Genomic DNA, 13,562 nt, shown 5'->3' on the forward strand with positions numbered 1-13,562 from the left:
TATCCTGACCAACATGCTGACCATCACCCAGGCCCTCGTCGACCAGATCGTCGCCCACGCGCGCAAGGACCACCCCGACGAGGCGTGCGGCGTCGTGGCGGGCCCGGCGGGCTCGGACCGCCCCGAGCGCCTCATCCCCATGCTGAACGCGGCGATGTCGCCCACCTTCTACGAGTTCGACTCCGGCGACCTGCTCAAGCTGTACCGCGAGCTGGACGACCGCGACGAGGACCCGGTGGTCATCTACCACTCCCACACCGCCACCGAGGCCTACCCCTCGCGCACCGACATCTCCTACGCCAACGAACCCGGCGCCCACTACGTCCTCGTCTCCACCGCCGACACCGACGGCCTCGGCGAGTTCCAGTTCCGCTCCTTCCGGATCGTGGACGGGGAGGTCACGGAGGAAGAGGTCAGGGTCGTGGAGGCCTACTGATCTCAGTTACCGGACGAAATCCGTCCGGCATGCGGAATCACACTCCGGGGCCCGGACCGGGAATCGTTACGATGACCGCATGGTTCTGAACGACGTGAGCGAGAAGGCGCCGGGCATGCTGCTCGTGGCGCGGCTGCACGTCGATCTGTGCAGGCTGAACAGCGCCATCTGTTGACGTTCTCCGCCGCCGTACGGCCGTGAGCCGCGGCGCGCGCCGCCGTGCGCCCACACCTTCCGATACTTCCCGACAGGAGCCCTGAGCCATGGCCATCGAGGTCCGCATCCCCACCATCCTCCGCACCTACACGGACGGCCAGAAGGCGGTGGAGGGCAGCGGGAACACCCTCGCCGAGCTGTTCGCCGACCTCGAGACCCGGCACGCGGGCATCCAGGCCCGCATCGTGGACGAGGGCAAGCTGCGCCGGTTCGTCAACGTGTACCTGAACGACGAGGACGTCCGTTTCATCGACGGCATCGACACCAAGCTGTCGGACGGCGACACCGTGACGATCCTGCCGGCCGTGGCCGGCGGCATGCGCTGATCGGTCGCTGAGCAGCGATGCGCTACGACTCCCCGCTGGCCGCGGTGGGCAACACCCCCCTGGTGCGCCTGCCGCGGCTCTCGCCGTCCGCCGACGTCCGTATCTGGGCCAAGCTGGAGGACCGCAACCCCACCGGCTCGGTCAAGGACCGCCCCGCGCTGCACATGATCGAGCAGGCGGAGAAGGACGGCCGGCTCACCCCGGGCTGCACCGTCCTGGAGCCCACCTCGGGCAACACCGGCATCTCCCTGGCCATGGCGGCCAAGCTCAAGGGCTACCGCATGGTGTGCGTGATGCCGGAGAACACCTCGCAGGAGCGCCGGGACCTGCTCGGCATGTGGGGCGCCGAGATCATCTCCTCCCCGGCGGCGGGCGGCTCCAACACCGCCGTGCGCGTGGCCAAGGAGCTCGCCGCCGAACACCCCGACTGGGTGATGCTCTACCAGTACGGCAACCCGGACAACGCCGGCGCCCACTACGCCACCACCGGCCCGGAGATCCTGGCGGACCTGCCGTCGATCACCCACTTCGTGGCCGGCCTCGGCACCACCGGCACCCTGATGGGCGTCGGCCGCTACCTGCGCGAGCACAGGCCGGGCGTCCAGATCGTCGCCGCCGAACCGCGCTACGACGACCTGGTGTACGGCCTCAGGAACCTCGACGAGGGCTTCGTCCCGGAGCTGTACGACGCCTCGGTCCTCACCAGCCGCTTCTCGGTCGGCTCGGCCGACGCGGTCACCCGCACCCGTGAACTCCTGCAGCAGGAGGGCATTTTCGCGGGCGTCTCGACCGGCGCCGCCCTGCACGCGGCGATCGGCGTCGGGAAGAAGGCGGTCAAGGCGGGGGAGTCCGCCGACATCGTCTTCATCGTGGCCGACGGCGGCTGGAAGTACCTGTCCACCGGCGTCTACACGGCGGCCACCACCGAGGAGGCCATCGAGACGCTGCAGGGCCAGCTCTGGGCCTGACCCCGCCTCGGCCCGCCCCAGTCCCGCCCCAGCCCCCTCCACCGAGGGGGCTGAGTCATTCCTAAGTGATTCCTATGGGCGGGCAAAGAATTCCTTTGAGTACTGCCGGTCACGCCGGGGCCAGGGCTACGTTCCTCCCGCACCCTGACATGTAACGCTCATCCCGCGGCCATGTCAGGTGTCTGAGAATGTCATGCTCATGGCTGCGCGGTTCGCCGCCGCTACGCGCGTCACGGGCCTGCCAATCCAGTGCGATACCCCACGTCTACCGGAGGCAGTACCCCATGCGTGAGTCACGCCCGACGCGGCGGAGACGGAGTCTGCGAAGACTCGTCGCCGTCGCCTTCCCCGCCCTCGCCCTCACCGTCGCAGGACTCGCAGCGGCCCCCACGGCCGGAGCGCAGACCGCCGGCGCGCACCCGCACACCACCAAGGTCACGCAGAACGCCAAGGCGCTGACCGACCCCAAGCGGCAGACCTTCCACACGACCGGCAAGGCCGGCCAGAAGGTGCCGACCGAGCACCTGTGCGCCAAGGCCAAGCCGGGCTACGCGTCCTGTTTCGCCCAGCGCCGCACGGACATCAGGCAGCGCCTCGCCGCCGCCCTCGCGGCCGCGCCCTCCGGCCTCTCCCCGGCCAACCTGCACAGCGCCTACAACCTGCCCACCACGGGCGGCACGGGCATGACGGTCGCCATCGTCGACGCCTACAACGACCCCAACGCCGAGTCGGACCTGGCCACCTACCGTTCCACCTACGGTCTGTCCGCCTGCACCAAGGCCAACGGCTGCTTCAAGCAGGTCAGCCAGACCGGCTCCACCACCTCGCTGCCGACCAACGACACCGGCTGGGCCGGTGAAGAGGCGCTCGACATCGACATGGTCAGCGCGGTCTGCCCGAACTGCAGCATCATCCTGGTCGAGGCCAACTCCGCCAACGACACCGACCTCGGCATCGCCGAGAACGAGGCCGTCTCGCTCGGCGCCAAGTTCGTCTCCAACAGCTGGGGCGGCTCCGAGTCCTCCTCGCAGACCAGCGAGGACACCTCGTACTTCAAGCACCCGGGTGTCGCGATCACCGTCTCCTCGGGTGACTCCGCCTACGGCGCCGAGTACCCGGCCACCTCCCAGTACGTGACGGCCGTCGGCGGCACCGCGCTCAGCCAGTCCTCCAACTCGCGGGGCTGGAGCGAGTCCGTCTGGTACACCAACTCCACCGAGGGCACCGGCTCCGGCTGCTCGGCCTACGACCCGAAGCCGAGCTGGCAGACCGACTCCGGCTGCTCCAAGCGCATGGAGGCCGACGTCTCCGCGGTCGCCGACCCGGCCACCGGCGTGGCGGTCTACGACACCTACGGCGGCTCCGGCTGGGGCGTCGTCGGCGGCACCAGCGCCTCCGCCCCGATCATCGCCGGCGTCTACGCCCTCGCGGGCACCCCGGGCGCGAGCGACTACCCGGCGAAGTACCCCTACAGCCACACCGGCAACCTGTACGACGTGACCAGCGGCCACAACGGCTCCTGCTCCACCTCGTACTTCTGCACCGCGGGCACCGGCTACGACGGCCCGACCGGCTGGGGTACCCCGAACGGCACCGCCGCCTTCACCTCCGGCTCCAGCACCGGCAACACGGTGACCGTCACCAACCCCGGCAGCCAGTCCACCACCACCGGAAGCTCGGCCAGCCTGCAGATCCAGGCCAGCGACAGCGCGGGCGCGGCCCTCACCTACAGCGCCTCCGGCCTGCCCACGGGCCTGTCCATCAACAGCTCCACCGGCCTGATCTCCGGTACGGCGTCCACCGCGGGCACCTACCAGGTCACGGTCACCGCGAAGGACTCCACCGGCGCCTCCGGCTCGACCTCCTTCACCTGGACCGTCGGCTCCGGCGGCGGCACCTGCTCCTCCTCGCAGCTGCTGGCCAACCCGGGCTTCGAGTCGGGCAACACCGGCTGGAGCGCGTCCAGCGGCGTCATCACCAACGACACCGGTGAGGCGGCCCACGGCGGCTCCTACAAGGCCTGGCTCGACGGCTACGGCTCCGCGCACACCGACACCGTGTCCCAGTCGGTGACGATCCCGGCCGGCTGCAAGGCCACGCTCACCTTCTACCTGCACATCGACACCGCCGAGACCGGCAGCACCGCGTACGACAAGCTGACGGTCACCGCCGGTTCGACCACCCTGGCGACGTACTCGAACGTCAACGCGAACTCGGGTTACGCGCAGAAGACCTTCGACCTGTCCTCGCTGGCGGGCCAGACGGTCACCCTGAAGTTCAGCGGCGCCGAGGACTCCTCGCTGCAGACCAGCTTCGTCGTGGACGACACCGCCCTGACGACCAGCTGATCCGCCGCCCGTGAGCACCGGATCCCGCATGCGGAATATTTCCTTCCGCGTGCGGGATCCTTTTTGGCGGCCGGCACGTCACATCTGCACCAGGCGGCCGACCCCCTCACGGCCACGCACGGCAGAAAGGCGAACCCATGCGCCGTACGACTCTCTGCGCCCTCGCGGCGGCAGCGCTGCTCCTCGCCGGCTGCGGCTCCCAGAGCGGCAAGGACAGCGCAGGCGGTGACGGCAAGGTGTCACCGTCCGCGTCCCCGACCGGCACCGGCTGCGCCCCCCTCGTCCAGCTCAAGGTCTCCGACAGCGGCCGCACGGTGTGCGTGGCCAAGGGCGGCGAGGTCCGCCTCGCCCTGGACGGCACCAAGTCCCGCCCCTGGAAGCCGGTCACGGCCGGCGGCACCGCGCTGAAGGGCATCAACGCCGGGTTCGTCATCCAGCCGGGCCAGGCCACGGCGGCGTACCAGGCGGTGGCGGCCGGCACCGAGAAACTGACGTCGTCCCGGCCCCTGTGCGCCGAGCCGACGGCACCCGGTCAGGTCTCCTGCAAGGGCATCCAGGAGTGGACGGTGACCGTGAACGTGCGGTGATGCAGCGCCCCGAAGGGGCGCGGGGCCGTATCTGGTGTGCGGCTACCGCCGCGCGGGCGCGACGAGCCACAACGGCGCCGCAGACGACCGACGGCAGATCACGCCCCCACCTGCGGCGCTAACCCGCCAGGTGCCGGACCTGGTCCCACAGAACGGGGTCCACCACACCGACCCGTCGCCGGAAGTCGCCGACAGGCACCTCGCGCAGCTCGTCGGTCTCCAGGAAGCTCGGCCGGCCGCGGGCGTCGCCGACGGCGCCCGGCGGCAGGGGGATCACGCCCGCGCGCTCGTCGTGGTACTTGCTGGTGATCTTGGCGACCGTGGCCCGGTTCCCGCGTACGGCCAGCACCAGACACGGCCGGTCCTTGGCGTCGGTGCGGTCCTCGTAGGGGACGTCCGCCCACCAGATGTCCCCGGGGACCGGCCGGGCGGCCTCGGCCGGGTGCGCGCGGCCGAGCGCACCGAGGCGCCGTCCGGCGTACCGGCGACCGCGCCCCCAGCCGTCGACGAGCGTGGCGACCAGCGCGAGCAGTACCACCGCCGCGAGCGCCAGCCACCAGGACGTGTCCATACGACGACGTTACCGGCGCGCGCCAAGGATTGCGCGCCCTCTGCGAATCCTTCTGCGCCCCCGGTCCAGCCGAACCGGTGACACCACAGGTGAGTTCGCCCACAACGGCCCCTGGCGGAGGAGCGACCCGCGCTTTTGCGCCTTACGCTCGACAAACCGCACGACCCCCGTTCCCCGCCCTTTCGATCTTGCCGTTCGATCTTCCCGCCAACGGAGGTTTCTGCTTCATGAAGCTCACCGTCGTCGGCTGCTCGGGGTCGTTCCCGTCCGCGGAATCGGCCTGCTCGAGCTACCTCGTCGAGGCCGACGGCTTCCGGCTGCTGCTCGACATGGGCAACGGCGCCCTGGGCGAGCTGCAGCGCCACTGCGGTCTCTACGACCTCGACGCGATCTTCCTGAGCCATCTGCACCCCGATCACTGCATCGACATGCTCGGGTATTTCGTCGCGCGCTTCTACCGTCACGACGGCGGCCGCTGCGCCCCGATACCGGTCTACGGCCCCGAGGGCACCGAACACCGCCTGACCACCGCCTACAACGACACCCCCTCCGCGTCCGCGATGAGCGAGGTCTTCGACTTCCACACCGTCAAGCCGTCCACGTTCGAGATCGGCCCGTTCACGGTGCACACCGAGCGGGTCCGCCATCCCGTGGAGGCGTACGCCATCCGCATCGAGCACGGCGGGCGGTCGCTGACGTACTCCGGCGACACGGGCGTCACCGAGGTGCTGGACGCGCTGGCCCGGGAGACCGACCTGTTCCTGTGCGAGGCCGCGTTCACGCACGGCAAGGAGAACATCCCCGACCTGCACCTCAACGGCCGCGAGGCGGGCGAGACGGCCGCGCGGGCCGGCGCCCGGCGCCTGCTGCTCACCCACATTCCGCCGTGGACCGACCCGCAGGTGAACCTGCGTGACGCGCGTGAGGTCTTCGGAGGGCCGGTGGAGCTGGCGGAACCGAGGGCGACGTACGAGGTCTAGCCTCCCTACTTTCCCGGCATGCCGAAGGCCCCGGAAACCCGCCGGTTTCCGGGGCCTCGACGTGTGCGCGAAGCCCTACTTGGCCTCGGCCTTCTGCAGTTCGGCGAGTTCCTCGTCCGACTCCCGGCCCGGCGTCGGCAGGTTGAACCTGATGATCGCGAAGCGGAAGACGGAGTAGTAGACCGCCGCGAAGCACAGGCCGACCAGGACCAGGCCCCAGGGGTTGGTCGCTATGCCCAGGTTCAGGCCGAAGTCGACCGCTCCGGCCGAGAACCCGAAGCCGTCCTTCATGCCCAGCGCCCAGGTCAGCGCCAGCGAGATGCCCGTGAGCACCGCGTGGATCGCGTACAGCACCGGCGCGATGAACATGAACGTGAACTCGATGGGCTCGGTCACGCCCGTGACGAACGAGGTCAGCGCGATGGAGAACATCATGCCGCCGACCACCTTGCGGCGCTCCGGACGGGCGCAGTGCACGATGGCCAGGCACGCCGCCGGCAGACCGAACATCATGATCGGGAAGAAGCCGGTCATGAACTGGCCCGCGTGCGGGTCACCGGCCAGGAAGCGCGCGATGTCACCGCTCTTGCCGTGGTAGTCGCCCGCCTGGAACCAGGGGAAGGAGTTCAGCAGGTGGTGCATGCCGATCGGGATCAGCGCACGGTTGGCGACACCGAAGATGCCCGCGCCGACCGCGCCCGACTTGACCAGCCACTCACCGAAGTTGTGCAGGCCCGTGCCGAGGACCGGCCAGATGTAGCCGAAGACGATGCCGATGACGAGACCGGCGAAGGCGGACAGGATCGGAACCAGGCGACGGCCGCCGAAGAAGCCCGCCCAGTCGGGCAGCTTGGTGCGGTAGAAGCGCTGGTACAGCAGCGCCACGACGATGCCCATCACCACACCGCCGAGGACCTTGGCGTCCACCGGGGCGTTCACCATGACGACCTTGCCGTCGACGGCGGTCGCCACCTTCGGCAGGTTCTTGTCGGTGAACGTGCCGAGCACGTTCTTGAAGACGAGGTAGCCGACGACCGCGGCGAGCGCGGTGGAGCCGTCCGACTTCTTCGCGAAGCCGATCGCGATGCCCACGGCGAACAGCAGCGCCATGTTGTCGAGGATCGCGTTGCCACCCGCGGCCATGAACGACGCGATCTTGGTCAGGAACGTCGGGAAGGACGGGCGGCCGAGCATGTCGGTGTTGCCGAGGCGCACCAGGAGGGCGGCGGCGGGCAGCACCGCCACCGGCAGCATCAGGCTGCGGCCGATGCGCTGCAGCACAGCCATCGCGCCGGCGCCCTTCTTCTTCTCGGCCGCGGGGGCGGCAGTCGCCGTGGTCACAAGTTCCTCCTGGGGGCATGCAAGGCGCCGCCCGTGGAATCATGGGGGAGGGGACGGCAGCGTCTCTGGTCTACACCACTTGGTGGTGTAGACCTGTTGTAGCACGATGAAGGCGGCGTAAGGAACCCGCGAATCCGCTACGGCCGTGCTACGCGCTGTACACCCTCACGCCTTGGTGATGTCCTCGACCTCTTCCTCCGGCTCGCGGCCCGGTGTCCTCAGGTCGAACCGCGTGATCGCCAACCGGAAGACGGCGTAGTAGACCGCGGCGAAGCACAGGCCGATCGGGATGATCAGCCAGGGTTTGGTCGCCAGGCGCCAGTTGATGACGTAGTCGATCAGGCCGGCCGAGAAGCTGAACCCGTCGTGCACCCCGAGCGCCCAGGTCACCGCCATCGAGACACCGGTCAGCAGCGCGTGGACGGCGTACAGCAGCGGCGCGATGAACATGAAGGAGTACTCGATCGGCTCGGTGATGCCCGTCACGAACGACGTCAGCGCCACCGACAGCATCAGACCGCCGACCTCCTTGCGGCGGCCGGGCCTCGCGCAGTGCGTGATGGCCAGCGCGGCGGCCGGCAGCGCGAACATCATGATCGGGAAGAAGCCCGAGGTGAACTGCCCCGCGTTCGGGTCGCCCTGGAGGAACATGTTGATGTCGCCGTGCACCACCGTGCCGTCCGGCTTGGTGTAGCTGCCGAACTGGAACCAGATGGGCACGTTCAGGAACTGGTGCAGGCCGACGACGAGCAGCGCCCGGTTGGCGACGCCGAAGACGCCCGCGCCCCAGGAACCGATGGAATGAAGCCAGTGGCTGAAGCTCTCCAGGGCGCCCCCGATCGGCGGCCAGATCCACAGGCACAGCGCCGCGAAGAAGATGGCGACGAACGCCATGATGATCGGCACCAGCCGGCGGCCGTTGAAGAAGCCCAGCCAGTCCACCAGCCTGGTGCGGTGGAACCGGGCCCAGAGGAAGGCGGCCAGCAGGCCCAGCACGATGCCGCCGAAGACGCCCGGGTTCTGGAAGGTGAAGGGCGTCACCGAACCCGCGCCCGCGCCGACCGTCACCTGGCAGCCGACCTGGGGAACCGCCTTGGAGCCGCCGGGGCAGGACTGCGGGAACTGGTGCAGCACCCCGTAGTAGACGAGGAAGCCCGTCACCGCCGCCAGTGCCGTCGAGCCGTCGGCCTTCCTCGCCATGCCGATCGCCACGCCCACGCAGAACAGCAGCGGAAGCCCGATCGAGCCGTCGAGCAGGGCGCCGCCCGCGCCCGCCATGACCTTCGAGACGTTCGTCCAGCCCAGCCCGTCCTTGCCGAACACGTCCGGCTGGCCCAGCCGGTTGATGATGCCCGCCGCCGGCAGCACCGCGATCGGCAGCTGCAGGCTGCGGCCCATCTTCTGCAGGCCCTGGAACAGGTGACTGAAGCGTTCCCGCGCGGGGCCGGCCGTGCTGTCGGCGGGCGCGCTGTCGGCACTCATGGCGTCCTCCCGGCGGCACTCGTGGCGTCCTGTCGGCCCTTCGCCCCGGGACGCGGTTTGGCGACCGTACCCGCTGTGGTGTAGACCAGTCGGCGGACGGTTCCGCTGTCGTGATCGCCATCATTCGGCACCCGCGGCATGACCGCTCGCGAAGATGGGCCAACTGTGGGTTACTGCGACAAACCGGTTCGGATCAGGGAATTCAGGGAGACAGGACATGGCCAGCAAGGCTGAGAAGATCGTCGCCGGCCTCGGCGGTATCGACAACATCGAGGAGATCGAGGGCTGCATCACCCGGCTGCGCACCGAGGTGTCCGACCCCTCCCTGGTCGACGAGGCCGCCCTGAAGGCCGCCGGCGCGCACGGCGTCGTCAAGATGGGCACCGCCATCCAGGTCGTCATCGGCACCGACGCCGACCCGATCGCCGCGGAGATCGAAGACATGATGTGAGCCCCGCCGGCTCACCCTGAAAGAGGCTCTTCCCGCTCGTGCCTCCCGCTCGTACACACCTGCGGGAGGAGCCCCTTCCGCGTCTACGGCTAGGCTCCATGCCATGTCTCGCATCGACGGCCGTACCCCCCAACAGCTCCGCCCGGTCACCATCGAACGCGGCTGGAGCAAGCACGCCGAGGGCTCCGTCCTCGTCTCCTTCGGCGACACCAAGGTGTTCTGCACCGCCTCCGTGACCGAGGGCGTCCCGCGCTGGCGCAAGGGCAGCGGCGAGGGCTGGGTCACCGCCGAGTACGCCATGCTGCCCCGCGCCACCAACACGCGCGGCGACCGGGAGTCCGTCAAGGGCAAGATCGGCGGCCGTACCCACGAGATCTCCCGGCTCATCGGCCGCTCCCTGCGCGCCGTCATCGACTACAAGGCGCTCGGCGAGAACACCATCGTCCTCGACTGCGACGTCCTCCAGGCCGACGGCGGCACCCGCACGGCGGCGATCACCGGCGCGTACGTCGCGCTCGCCGACGCCGTCTCCTGGGCCCAGGGCAAGAAGCTGATCAAGGCCGGCCGGCAGCCGCTCACCGGCACCGTCTCCGCCGTGTCCGTCGGCATCGTCGGCGGCGTCCCGCTGCTCGACCTCTGCTACGAGGAGGACGTGCGCGCCGAGACCGACATGAACGTCGTCTGCACCGGCGACGGCCGCTTCGTCGAGGTCCAGGGCACCGCCGAGGCCGAGCCCTTCGCCCGCGACGAACTGAACGCCCTGCTCGACCTCGCCGTCACCGGCTGCGCCGAGCTCACCGCCCACCAGCGCGCGGCCCTGGAAGCGACGCTCGCGAAGTAATCCGCGAAGTAAAGGACGGATCAAAAGAGGGAGGGCGCGCGGGCAACCCGCGCGCCCTCCTCGGCGTCCTAGCTACGGACAGCCTCACCAGGGGAGGGGAACACCACCATGGCCGTCAGCCCACGCCGACGCCGTCTCACCGCAGTCGCCGCCGTGGCGCTCGCCGCGCTCGCAACCAGTCTCACCACCGGCTGCGACGCCGTGAACAAGGCCCTGGACTGCGTGCACACCGCCGACTCCATCGCCGACAGCGTCACGGACCTGCAGCAGGCCGTGGAGAACGCCGCGAACGACCCCACCCAGGCCGACGCCTCCCTCGACTCCATCGAGAAGAACCTCGACAAGATCGGCGACAAGACCGACAACGCCGACGTCAACAAGGCGGTCGACGACCTGCGGAAGGCCGTGGGGAACGTGCGTACGGCCATCAAGAACGGCGACAGGACGCCGGACCTGGGCCCGGTCACGGACGCGGCCGGCGAACTGACCAAGGTGTGCACGAAGTAGGGCCGTTCGGGTAGGAGCGCCTCAGCCCAGCTCTTTGCGGGACCCCCTCCGGGACTCCCTGCGCTCCAGCCTCTCCCGGCGGCGCTGCTCCTTCAGCCGCTGCTGCTCCGCACGGGTGACCTTGCGGGTCACATCCACCCCGCCCCAGAACGCAAGGCCACCGATGATCACGCGCGGAGCGCCCGGCTCGGGCGGGCTGTCGTCCCTGGGATGGTCGAAACCGCCCATGATGCCGATGCCACGGACGACGACCTCGACCCCTGGCGGCACGATGACCTGCACACCGCCCATGACGGCCACACAGTTGATCTCGACCTCGCGGTCGGCGAAGTCCGCCTCCCGCAGGTCGATCTCGCCGCCACCCCAGAAAGCGAAGCAGTTGAACTGCTTCGGCACCGTCCAGCGGCCCTTGCGCTGGAAGCCGGACATGATGGCGACCGCACCCGCCGAGGACCCCTCGCCCCCGACGATCCGGCCCGCCCAACTCCCGCTCGGGGCCGGTTCCTTGGTGAAGGAGACCGGGGTGGGCGCCGGCGCGTGGGCCGTGGGCAGATCACGGGTGAGCGGCGCAAGCTCGCCGTACGTACGCGCCTTGTACGTCGCCTCCAGTCGCTCCTCGAACTCCTGCATGTCGAGCCGGCCCTCGGCCAGAGCGTCCCGCAGGACCTCGGCGACCCGTTCCCGGTCGCTGTCGGACGCCCGGAGGTCCCCACTTGCGTCGTCGGTCATGACAGAAGCCTACGAGACCGCCTTCTCCGCGTACATCTTGGCGATGACGGCCTCGATGTCCGGCTCCCGCACCGACAGGTCCACCAGCGGATACTCCGCCGCGAGATGCGCGACGAGCGGCGCCGCCGACTGCCCCGCCGGGAACGCCAGCCACTGCCGCGGCCCCTCCACCCGCACCACCCGCGCCGACGGCACCTCGACCGGCGGCAACTCCCGCTCCAGGTCCACCACCAGCGTCCGCTCGCTCTCCCCGGCCTCGTGCAGCCCCGCGAGCGGACCGTCGTACATCAGCCGGCCGTGGTCGATCACCATCACCCGGGAACACAACTGCTCGATGTCCTGCAGGTCGTGCGTGGTCAGCAGCACGGTCGTGCCCCGCTCGGCGTTCAACTCCCGCAGGAAGCCACGGACCTTGGCCTTGGACACGACGTCCAGGCCGATCGTCGGCTCGTCCAGGTACAGCACCTCCGGGTCGTGCAGCAGGGCCGCCGCGATGTCCCCGCGCATCCGCTGCCCGAGCGAGAGCTGCCGCACGGGCACGTCCAACAGCGCGCCCAGCTCCAGGAGTTCCACGCACCGGTCCAGGTTCTCGCGGTAACGGGCCTCGGGGATCCGGTACATGCGGTGGGCCAGCCGGTAGGAGTCGATCAGCGGCAGGTCCCACCACAGCGTCGTACGCTGCCCGAACACCACCCCGATCCGGTGCGCCAGGCGCCGCCGCTCCCGGGACGGGTCGATCCCGGCCACCCGCAGCCGCCCCGCACTCGGCGTCAGGATGCCCGTCAGCATCTTGATCGTGGTCGACTTCCCGGCACCGTTCGGCCCGATGTACCCGACCATCTCGCCGCGCGCCACGGTGAACGAGATCGAGTCCACCGCCCGCACCTCGCGCCGCTCCCGTTTCAGGAACCCGGCCTTCTTCCGCACCTCGAAGACCTTCTCGACCTTCTCAAGGGCGATGAAATCGCTCACGCTAGCTCCCTGTGCTCCGGTACGAACGAAGTCCCGCCCGCCAGGCCAGCCCCGCCAGCGCACAGCACCCCACCGCCACCAGCGGCGGTGCGAACGCCGTCCACTGCGGCACCCCCAGCGGATACGGCCGCCCCAGCACATAGGTCGCGGGCAGCCAGTTGACGAAGGCCAGCGGCAGCACGAACGTCACCCCGCGCACCAGCTCCTTCGCGAACACCGTCGGCGGGTACTGCAGCAGCGTCGTACCGCCGTAGGTGAAGGCGTTCTGCACCTCCGAGGCGTCCTGCGCCAGGAACTGGAACGCCGCCCCCGCCACGAACACCGCGCAGAAGATCCCGCAGCCGCTCACCACCATCACCGGCATCAGCAGCAGCTTCAGCGGCGTCCACGTGACGTCGAGCCGGAGCACCGCCCACGTGAGCACCAGCAGGCCCTGCGTCACCCGGCCCAGCCTGCGCAGGGCGAACTGGTCGGCCGCCACCTGCGCCAGCACCGGCGCCGGACGCACCAGCAGCGTGTCCAGCGTGCCGTCGCGCACCCGCCGCCCCAGCCTCTCCATCGAGCCGATCACCAGGTCGGCCAGGCCGAAGGCCGTACCCGATAGGCCGTACAGGAAGGCCACCTCGGGCAGCGACCAGCCGCCGAGGGCGTCCACCCGCGAGAACATCAGCATGATCGCGACGAAGTCGAAGAAGGTCGCCGCGAAGTTGCCGAACGTGGTCATCACGAACGAGGCGCGGTAGGCCATCGTGGACCTGATCCACATCCCGGCGATCATCAGATAGGCGCGCACCCCGTCCTGGAGCC

16 protein-coding genes are annotated in these 13,562 nt (G+C 69.8%); 10 read left to right on the forward strand and 6 right to left on the reverse strand.

All coding sequences use genetic code 11. From position 1 onward, the window contains the following. Positions 1–13 precede the first annotated feature (13 nt). From FB563_RS19085 to FB563_RS19105, 6 genes are all read left to right on the forward strand, one after another. Positions 14–436, forward strand: a complete 423-nt coding sequence (locus tag FB563_RS19085) for a M67 family metallopeptidase (protein WP_055708395.1) — start codon at positions 14–16, stop codon at positions 434–436. A 79-nt stretch (positions 437–515) separates the two neighbouring features. Further along, positions 516–611, forward strand: a complete 96-nt coding sequence (locus FB563_RS45220; protein ID WP_023550193.1) for a putative leader peptide — start codon at positions 516–518, stop codon at positions 609–611. Positions 612–699: 88 nt separating this feature from the next. Beyond that, positions 700–978 (forward strand): MoaD/ThiS family protein, encoded by a 279-nt coding sequence (locus FB563_RS19090; RefSeq protein WP_055708394.1) that lies wholly within the window; start codon positions 700–702, stop codon positions 976–978. 17 nt (positions 979–995) lie between these two features. Further along, entirely contained in the window at positions 996–1,946 is a 951-nt protein-coding gene (locus FB563_RS19095; protein ID WP_055708393.1) for a PLP-dependent cysteine synthase family protein, read from the forward strand. A 284-nt stretch (positions 1,947–2,230) separates the two neighbouring features. Further along, positions 2,231–4,294 carry a putative Ig domain-containing protein gene (locus FB563_RS19100; protein ID WP_142218810.1) on the forward strand — a complete coding sequence of 688 codons (2,064 nt, stop codon included), beginning with the start codon at positions 2,231–2,233 and terminating at the stop codon, positions 4,292–4,294. A gap of 137 nt (positions 4,295–4,431) precedes the next feature. Then, complete coding sequence (locus FB563_RS19105) at positions 4,432–4,881, forward strand: hypothetical protein (protein WP_055707358.1); 450 nt, start codon at positions 4,432–4,434, stop codon at positions 4,879–4,881. 118 nt (positions 4,882–4,999) lie between these two features. On the opposite strand, the gene FB563_RS19110 is transcribed toward FB563_RS19105, so the two are convergent. Next, on the reverse strand, positions 5,000–5,452 hold the full coding sequence (locus FB563_RS19110; RefSeq protein ID WP_055707357.1) for a type II toxin-antitoxin system PemK/MazF family toxin: 453 nt from the start codon (positions 5,450–5,452) through the stop codon (positions 5,000–5,002). A gap of 227 nt (positions 5,453–5,679) precedes the next feature. On the opposite strand from FB563_RS19110, the gene FB563_RS19115 reads away from it, so the two are divergent. Next, positions 5,680–6,432 carry an MBL fold metallo-hydrolase gene (locus tag FB563_RS19115; RefSeq protein ID WP_055707356.1) on the forward strand — a complete coding sequence of 251 codons (753 nt, stop codon included), beginning with the start codon at positions 5,680–5,682 and terminating at the stop codon, positions 6,430–6,432. 75 nt (positions 6,433–6,507) lie between these two features. Here FB563_RS19115 and FB563_RS19120 read toward each other — a convergent pair whose 3' ends face one another. Beyond that, on the reverse strand, positions 6,508–7,773 hold the full coding sequence (locus FB563_RS19120; RefSeq protein ID WP_055707355.1) for a PTS transporter subunit EIIC: 1,266 nt from the start codon (positions 7,771–7,773) through the stop codon (positions 6,508–6,510). A 165-nt stretch (positions 7,774–7,938) separates the two neighbouring features. Further along, on the reverse strand, positions 7,939–9,255 hold the full coding sequence (locus FB563_RS19125; RefSeq protein ID WP_055707354.1) for a PTS transporter subunit EIIC: 1,317 nt from the start codon (positions 9,253–9,255) through the stop codon (positions 7,939–7,941). A 217-nt stretch (positions 9,256–9,472) separates the two neighbouring features. Between FB563_RS19125 and FB563_RS19130 the strand changes: the two genes are divergently transcribed. From FB563_RS19130 to FB563_RS19140, 3 genes are all read left to right on the forward strand, one after another. Continuing rightward, positions 9,473–9,706, forward strand: a complete 234-nt coding sequence (locus FB563_RS19130) for a PTS sugar transporter subunit IIB (RefSeq protein ID WP_030782705.1) — start codon at positions 9,473–9,475, stop codon at positions 9,704–9,706. 103 nt (positions 9,707–9,809) lie between these two features. Beyond that, positions 9,810–10,547, forward strand: a complete 738-nt coding sequence (rph, locus tag FB563_RS19135) for a ribonuclease PH (RefSeq protein WP_055707353.1) — start codon at positions 9,810–9,812, stop codon at positions 10,545–10,547. 108 nt (positions 10,548–10,655) lie between these two features. Continuing rightward, entirely contained in the window at positions 10,656–11,054 is a 399-nt protein-coding gene (locus FB563_RS19140; RefSeq protein WP_055707352.1) for a hypothetical protein, read from the forward strand. Positions 11,055–11,075: 21 nt separating this feature from the next. On the opposite strand, the gene FB563_RS19145 is transcribed toward FB563_RS19140, so the two are convergent. From FB563_RS19145 to FB563_RS19155, 3 genes are read right to left on the reverse strand one after another with little or no spacing between them, the layout of a single operon-like run. Continuing rightward, positions 11,076–11,783: a DUF1707 SHOCT-like domain-containing protein gene (locus FB563_RS19145; RefSeq protein ID WP_055707351.1), complete on the reverse strand. Its 708-nt coding sequence runs from the start codon at positions 11,781–11,783 to the stop codon at positions 11,076–11,078. A gap of 9 nt (positions 11,784–11,792) precedes the next feature. Then, positions 11,793–12,755, reverse strand: a complete 963-nt coding sequence (locus FB563_RS19150; RefSeq protein ID WP_055707350.1) for an ABC transporter ATP-binding protein — start codon at positions 12,753–12,755, stop codon at positions 11,793–11,795. Position 12,756: 1 nt separating this feature from the next. Then, entirely contained in the window at positions 12,757–13,533 is a 777-nt protein-coding gene (locus tag FB563_RS19155; protein WP_199832877.1) for an ABC transporter permease, read from the reverse strand. Positions 13,534–13,562: the final 29 nt, after the last annotated feature.

Source organism: Streptomyces puniciscabiei, assembly GCF_006715785.1.
GTDB lineage: Bacteria > Actinomycetota > Actinomycetes > Streptomycetales > Streptomycetaceae > Streptomyces > Streptomyces puniciscabiei.

What these genes read in the sequence shown, in the direction of transcription:
- FB563_RS19085 (WP_055708395.1), top strand. Translation starts at nt 14, where the DNA reads ATGCTGACCATCACCCAGGCCCTCGTCGACCAGATCGTCGCCCACGCG.
- FB563_RS45220 (WP_023550193.1), top strand. Translation starts at nt 516, where the DNA reads ATGGTTCTGAACGACGTGAGCGAGAAGGCGCCGGGCATGCTGCTCGTG.
- FB563_RS19090 (WP_055708394.1), top strand. Translation starts at nt 700, where the DNA reads ATGGCCATCGAGGTCCGCATCCCCACCATCCTCCGCACCTACACGGAC.
- FB563_RS19095 (WP_055708393.1), top strand. Translation starts at nt 996, where the DNA reads ATGCGCTACGACTCCCCGCTGGCCGCGGTGGGCAACACCCCCCTGGTG.
- FB563_RS19100 (WP_142218810.1), top strand. Translation starts at nt 2,231, where the DNA reads ATGCGTGAGTCACGCCCGACGCGGCGGAGACGGAGTCTGCGAAGACTC.
- FB563_RS19105 (WP_055707358.1), top strand. Translation starts at nt 4,432, where the DNA reads ATGCGCCGTACGACTCTCTGCGCCCTCGCGGCGGCAGCGCTGCTCCTC.
- FB563_RS19110 (WP_055707357.1), bottom strand. Translation starts at nt 5,452, where the DNA reads ATGGACACGTCCTGGTGGCTGGCGCTCGCGGCGGTGGTACTGCTCGCG.
- FB563_RS19115 (WP_055707356.1), top strand. Translation starts at nt 5,680, where the DNA reads ATGAAGCTCACCGTCGTCGGCTGCTCGGGGTCGTTCCCGTCCGCGGAA.
- FB563_RS19125 (WP_055707354.1), bottom strand. Translation starts at nt 9,255, where the DNA reads ATGAGTGCCGACAGCGCGCCCGCCGACAGCACGGCCGGCCCCGCGCGG.
- FB563_RS19130 (WP_030782705.1), top strand. Translation starts at nt 9,473, where the DNA reads ATGGCCAGCAAGGCTGAGAAGATCGTCGCCGGCCTCGGCGGTATCGAC.
- rph (WP_055707353.1), top strand. Translation starts at nt 9,810, where the DNA reads ATGTCTCGCATCGACGGCCGTACCCCCCAACAGCTCCGCCCGGTCACC.
- FB563_RS19140 (WP_055707352.1), top strand. Translation starts at nt 10,656, where the DNA reads ATGGCCGTCAGCCCACGCCGACGCCGTCTCACCGCAGTCGCCGCCGTG.
- FB563_RS19145 (WP_055707351.1), bottom strand. Translation starts at nt 11,783, where the DNA reads ATGACCGACGACGCAAGTGGGGACCTCCGGGCGTCCGACAGCGACCGG.
- FB563_RS19155 (WP_199832877.1), bottom strand. Translation starts at nt 13,533, where the DNA reads ATGATCGCCGGGATGTGGATCAGGTCCACGATGGCCTACCGCGCCTCG.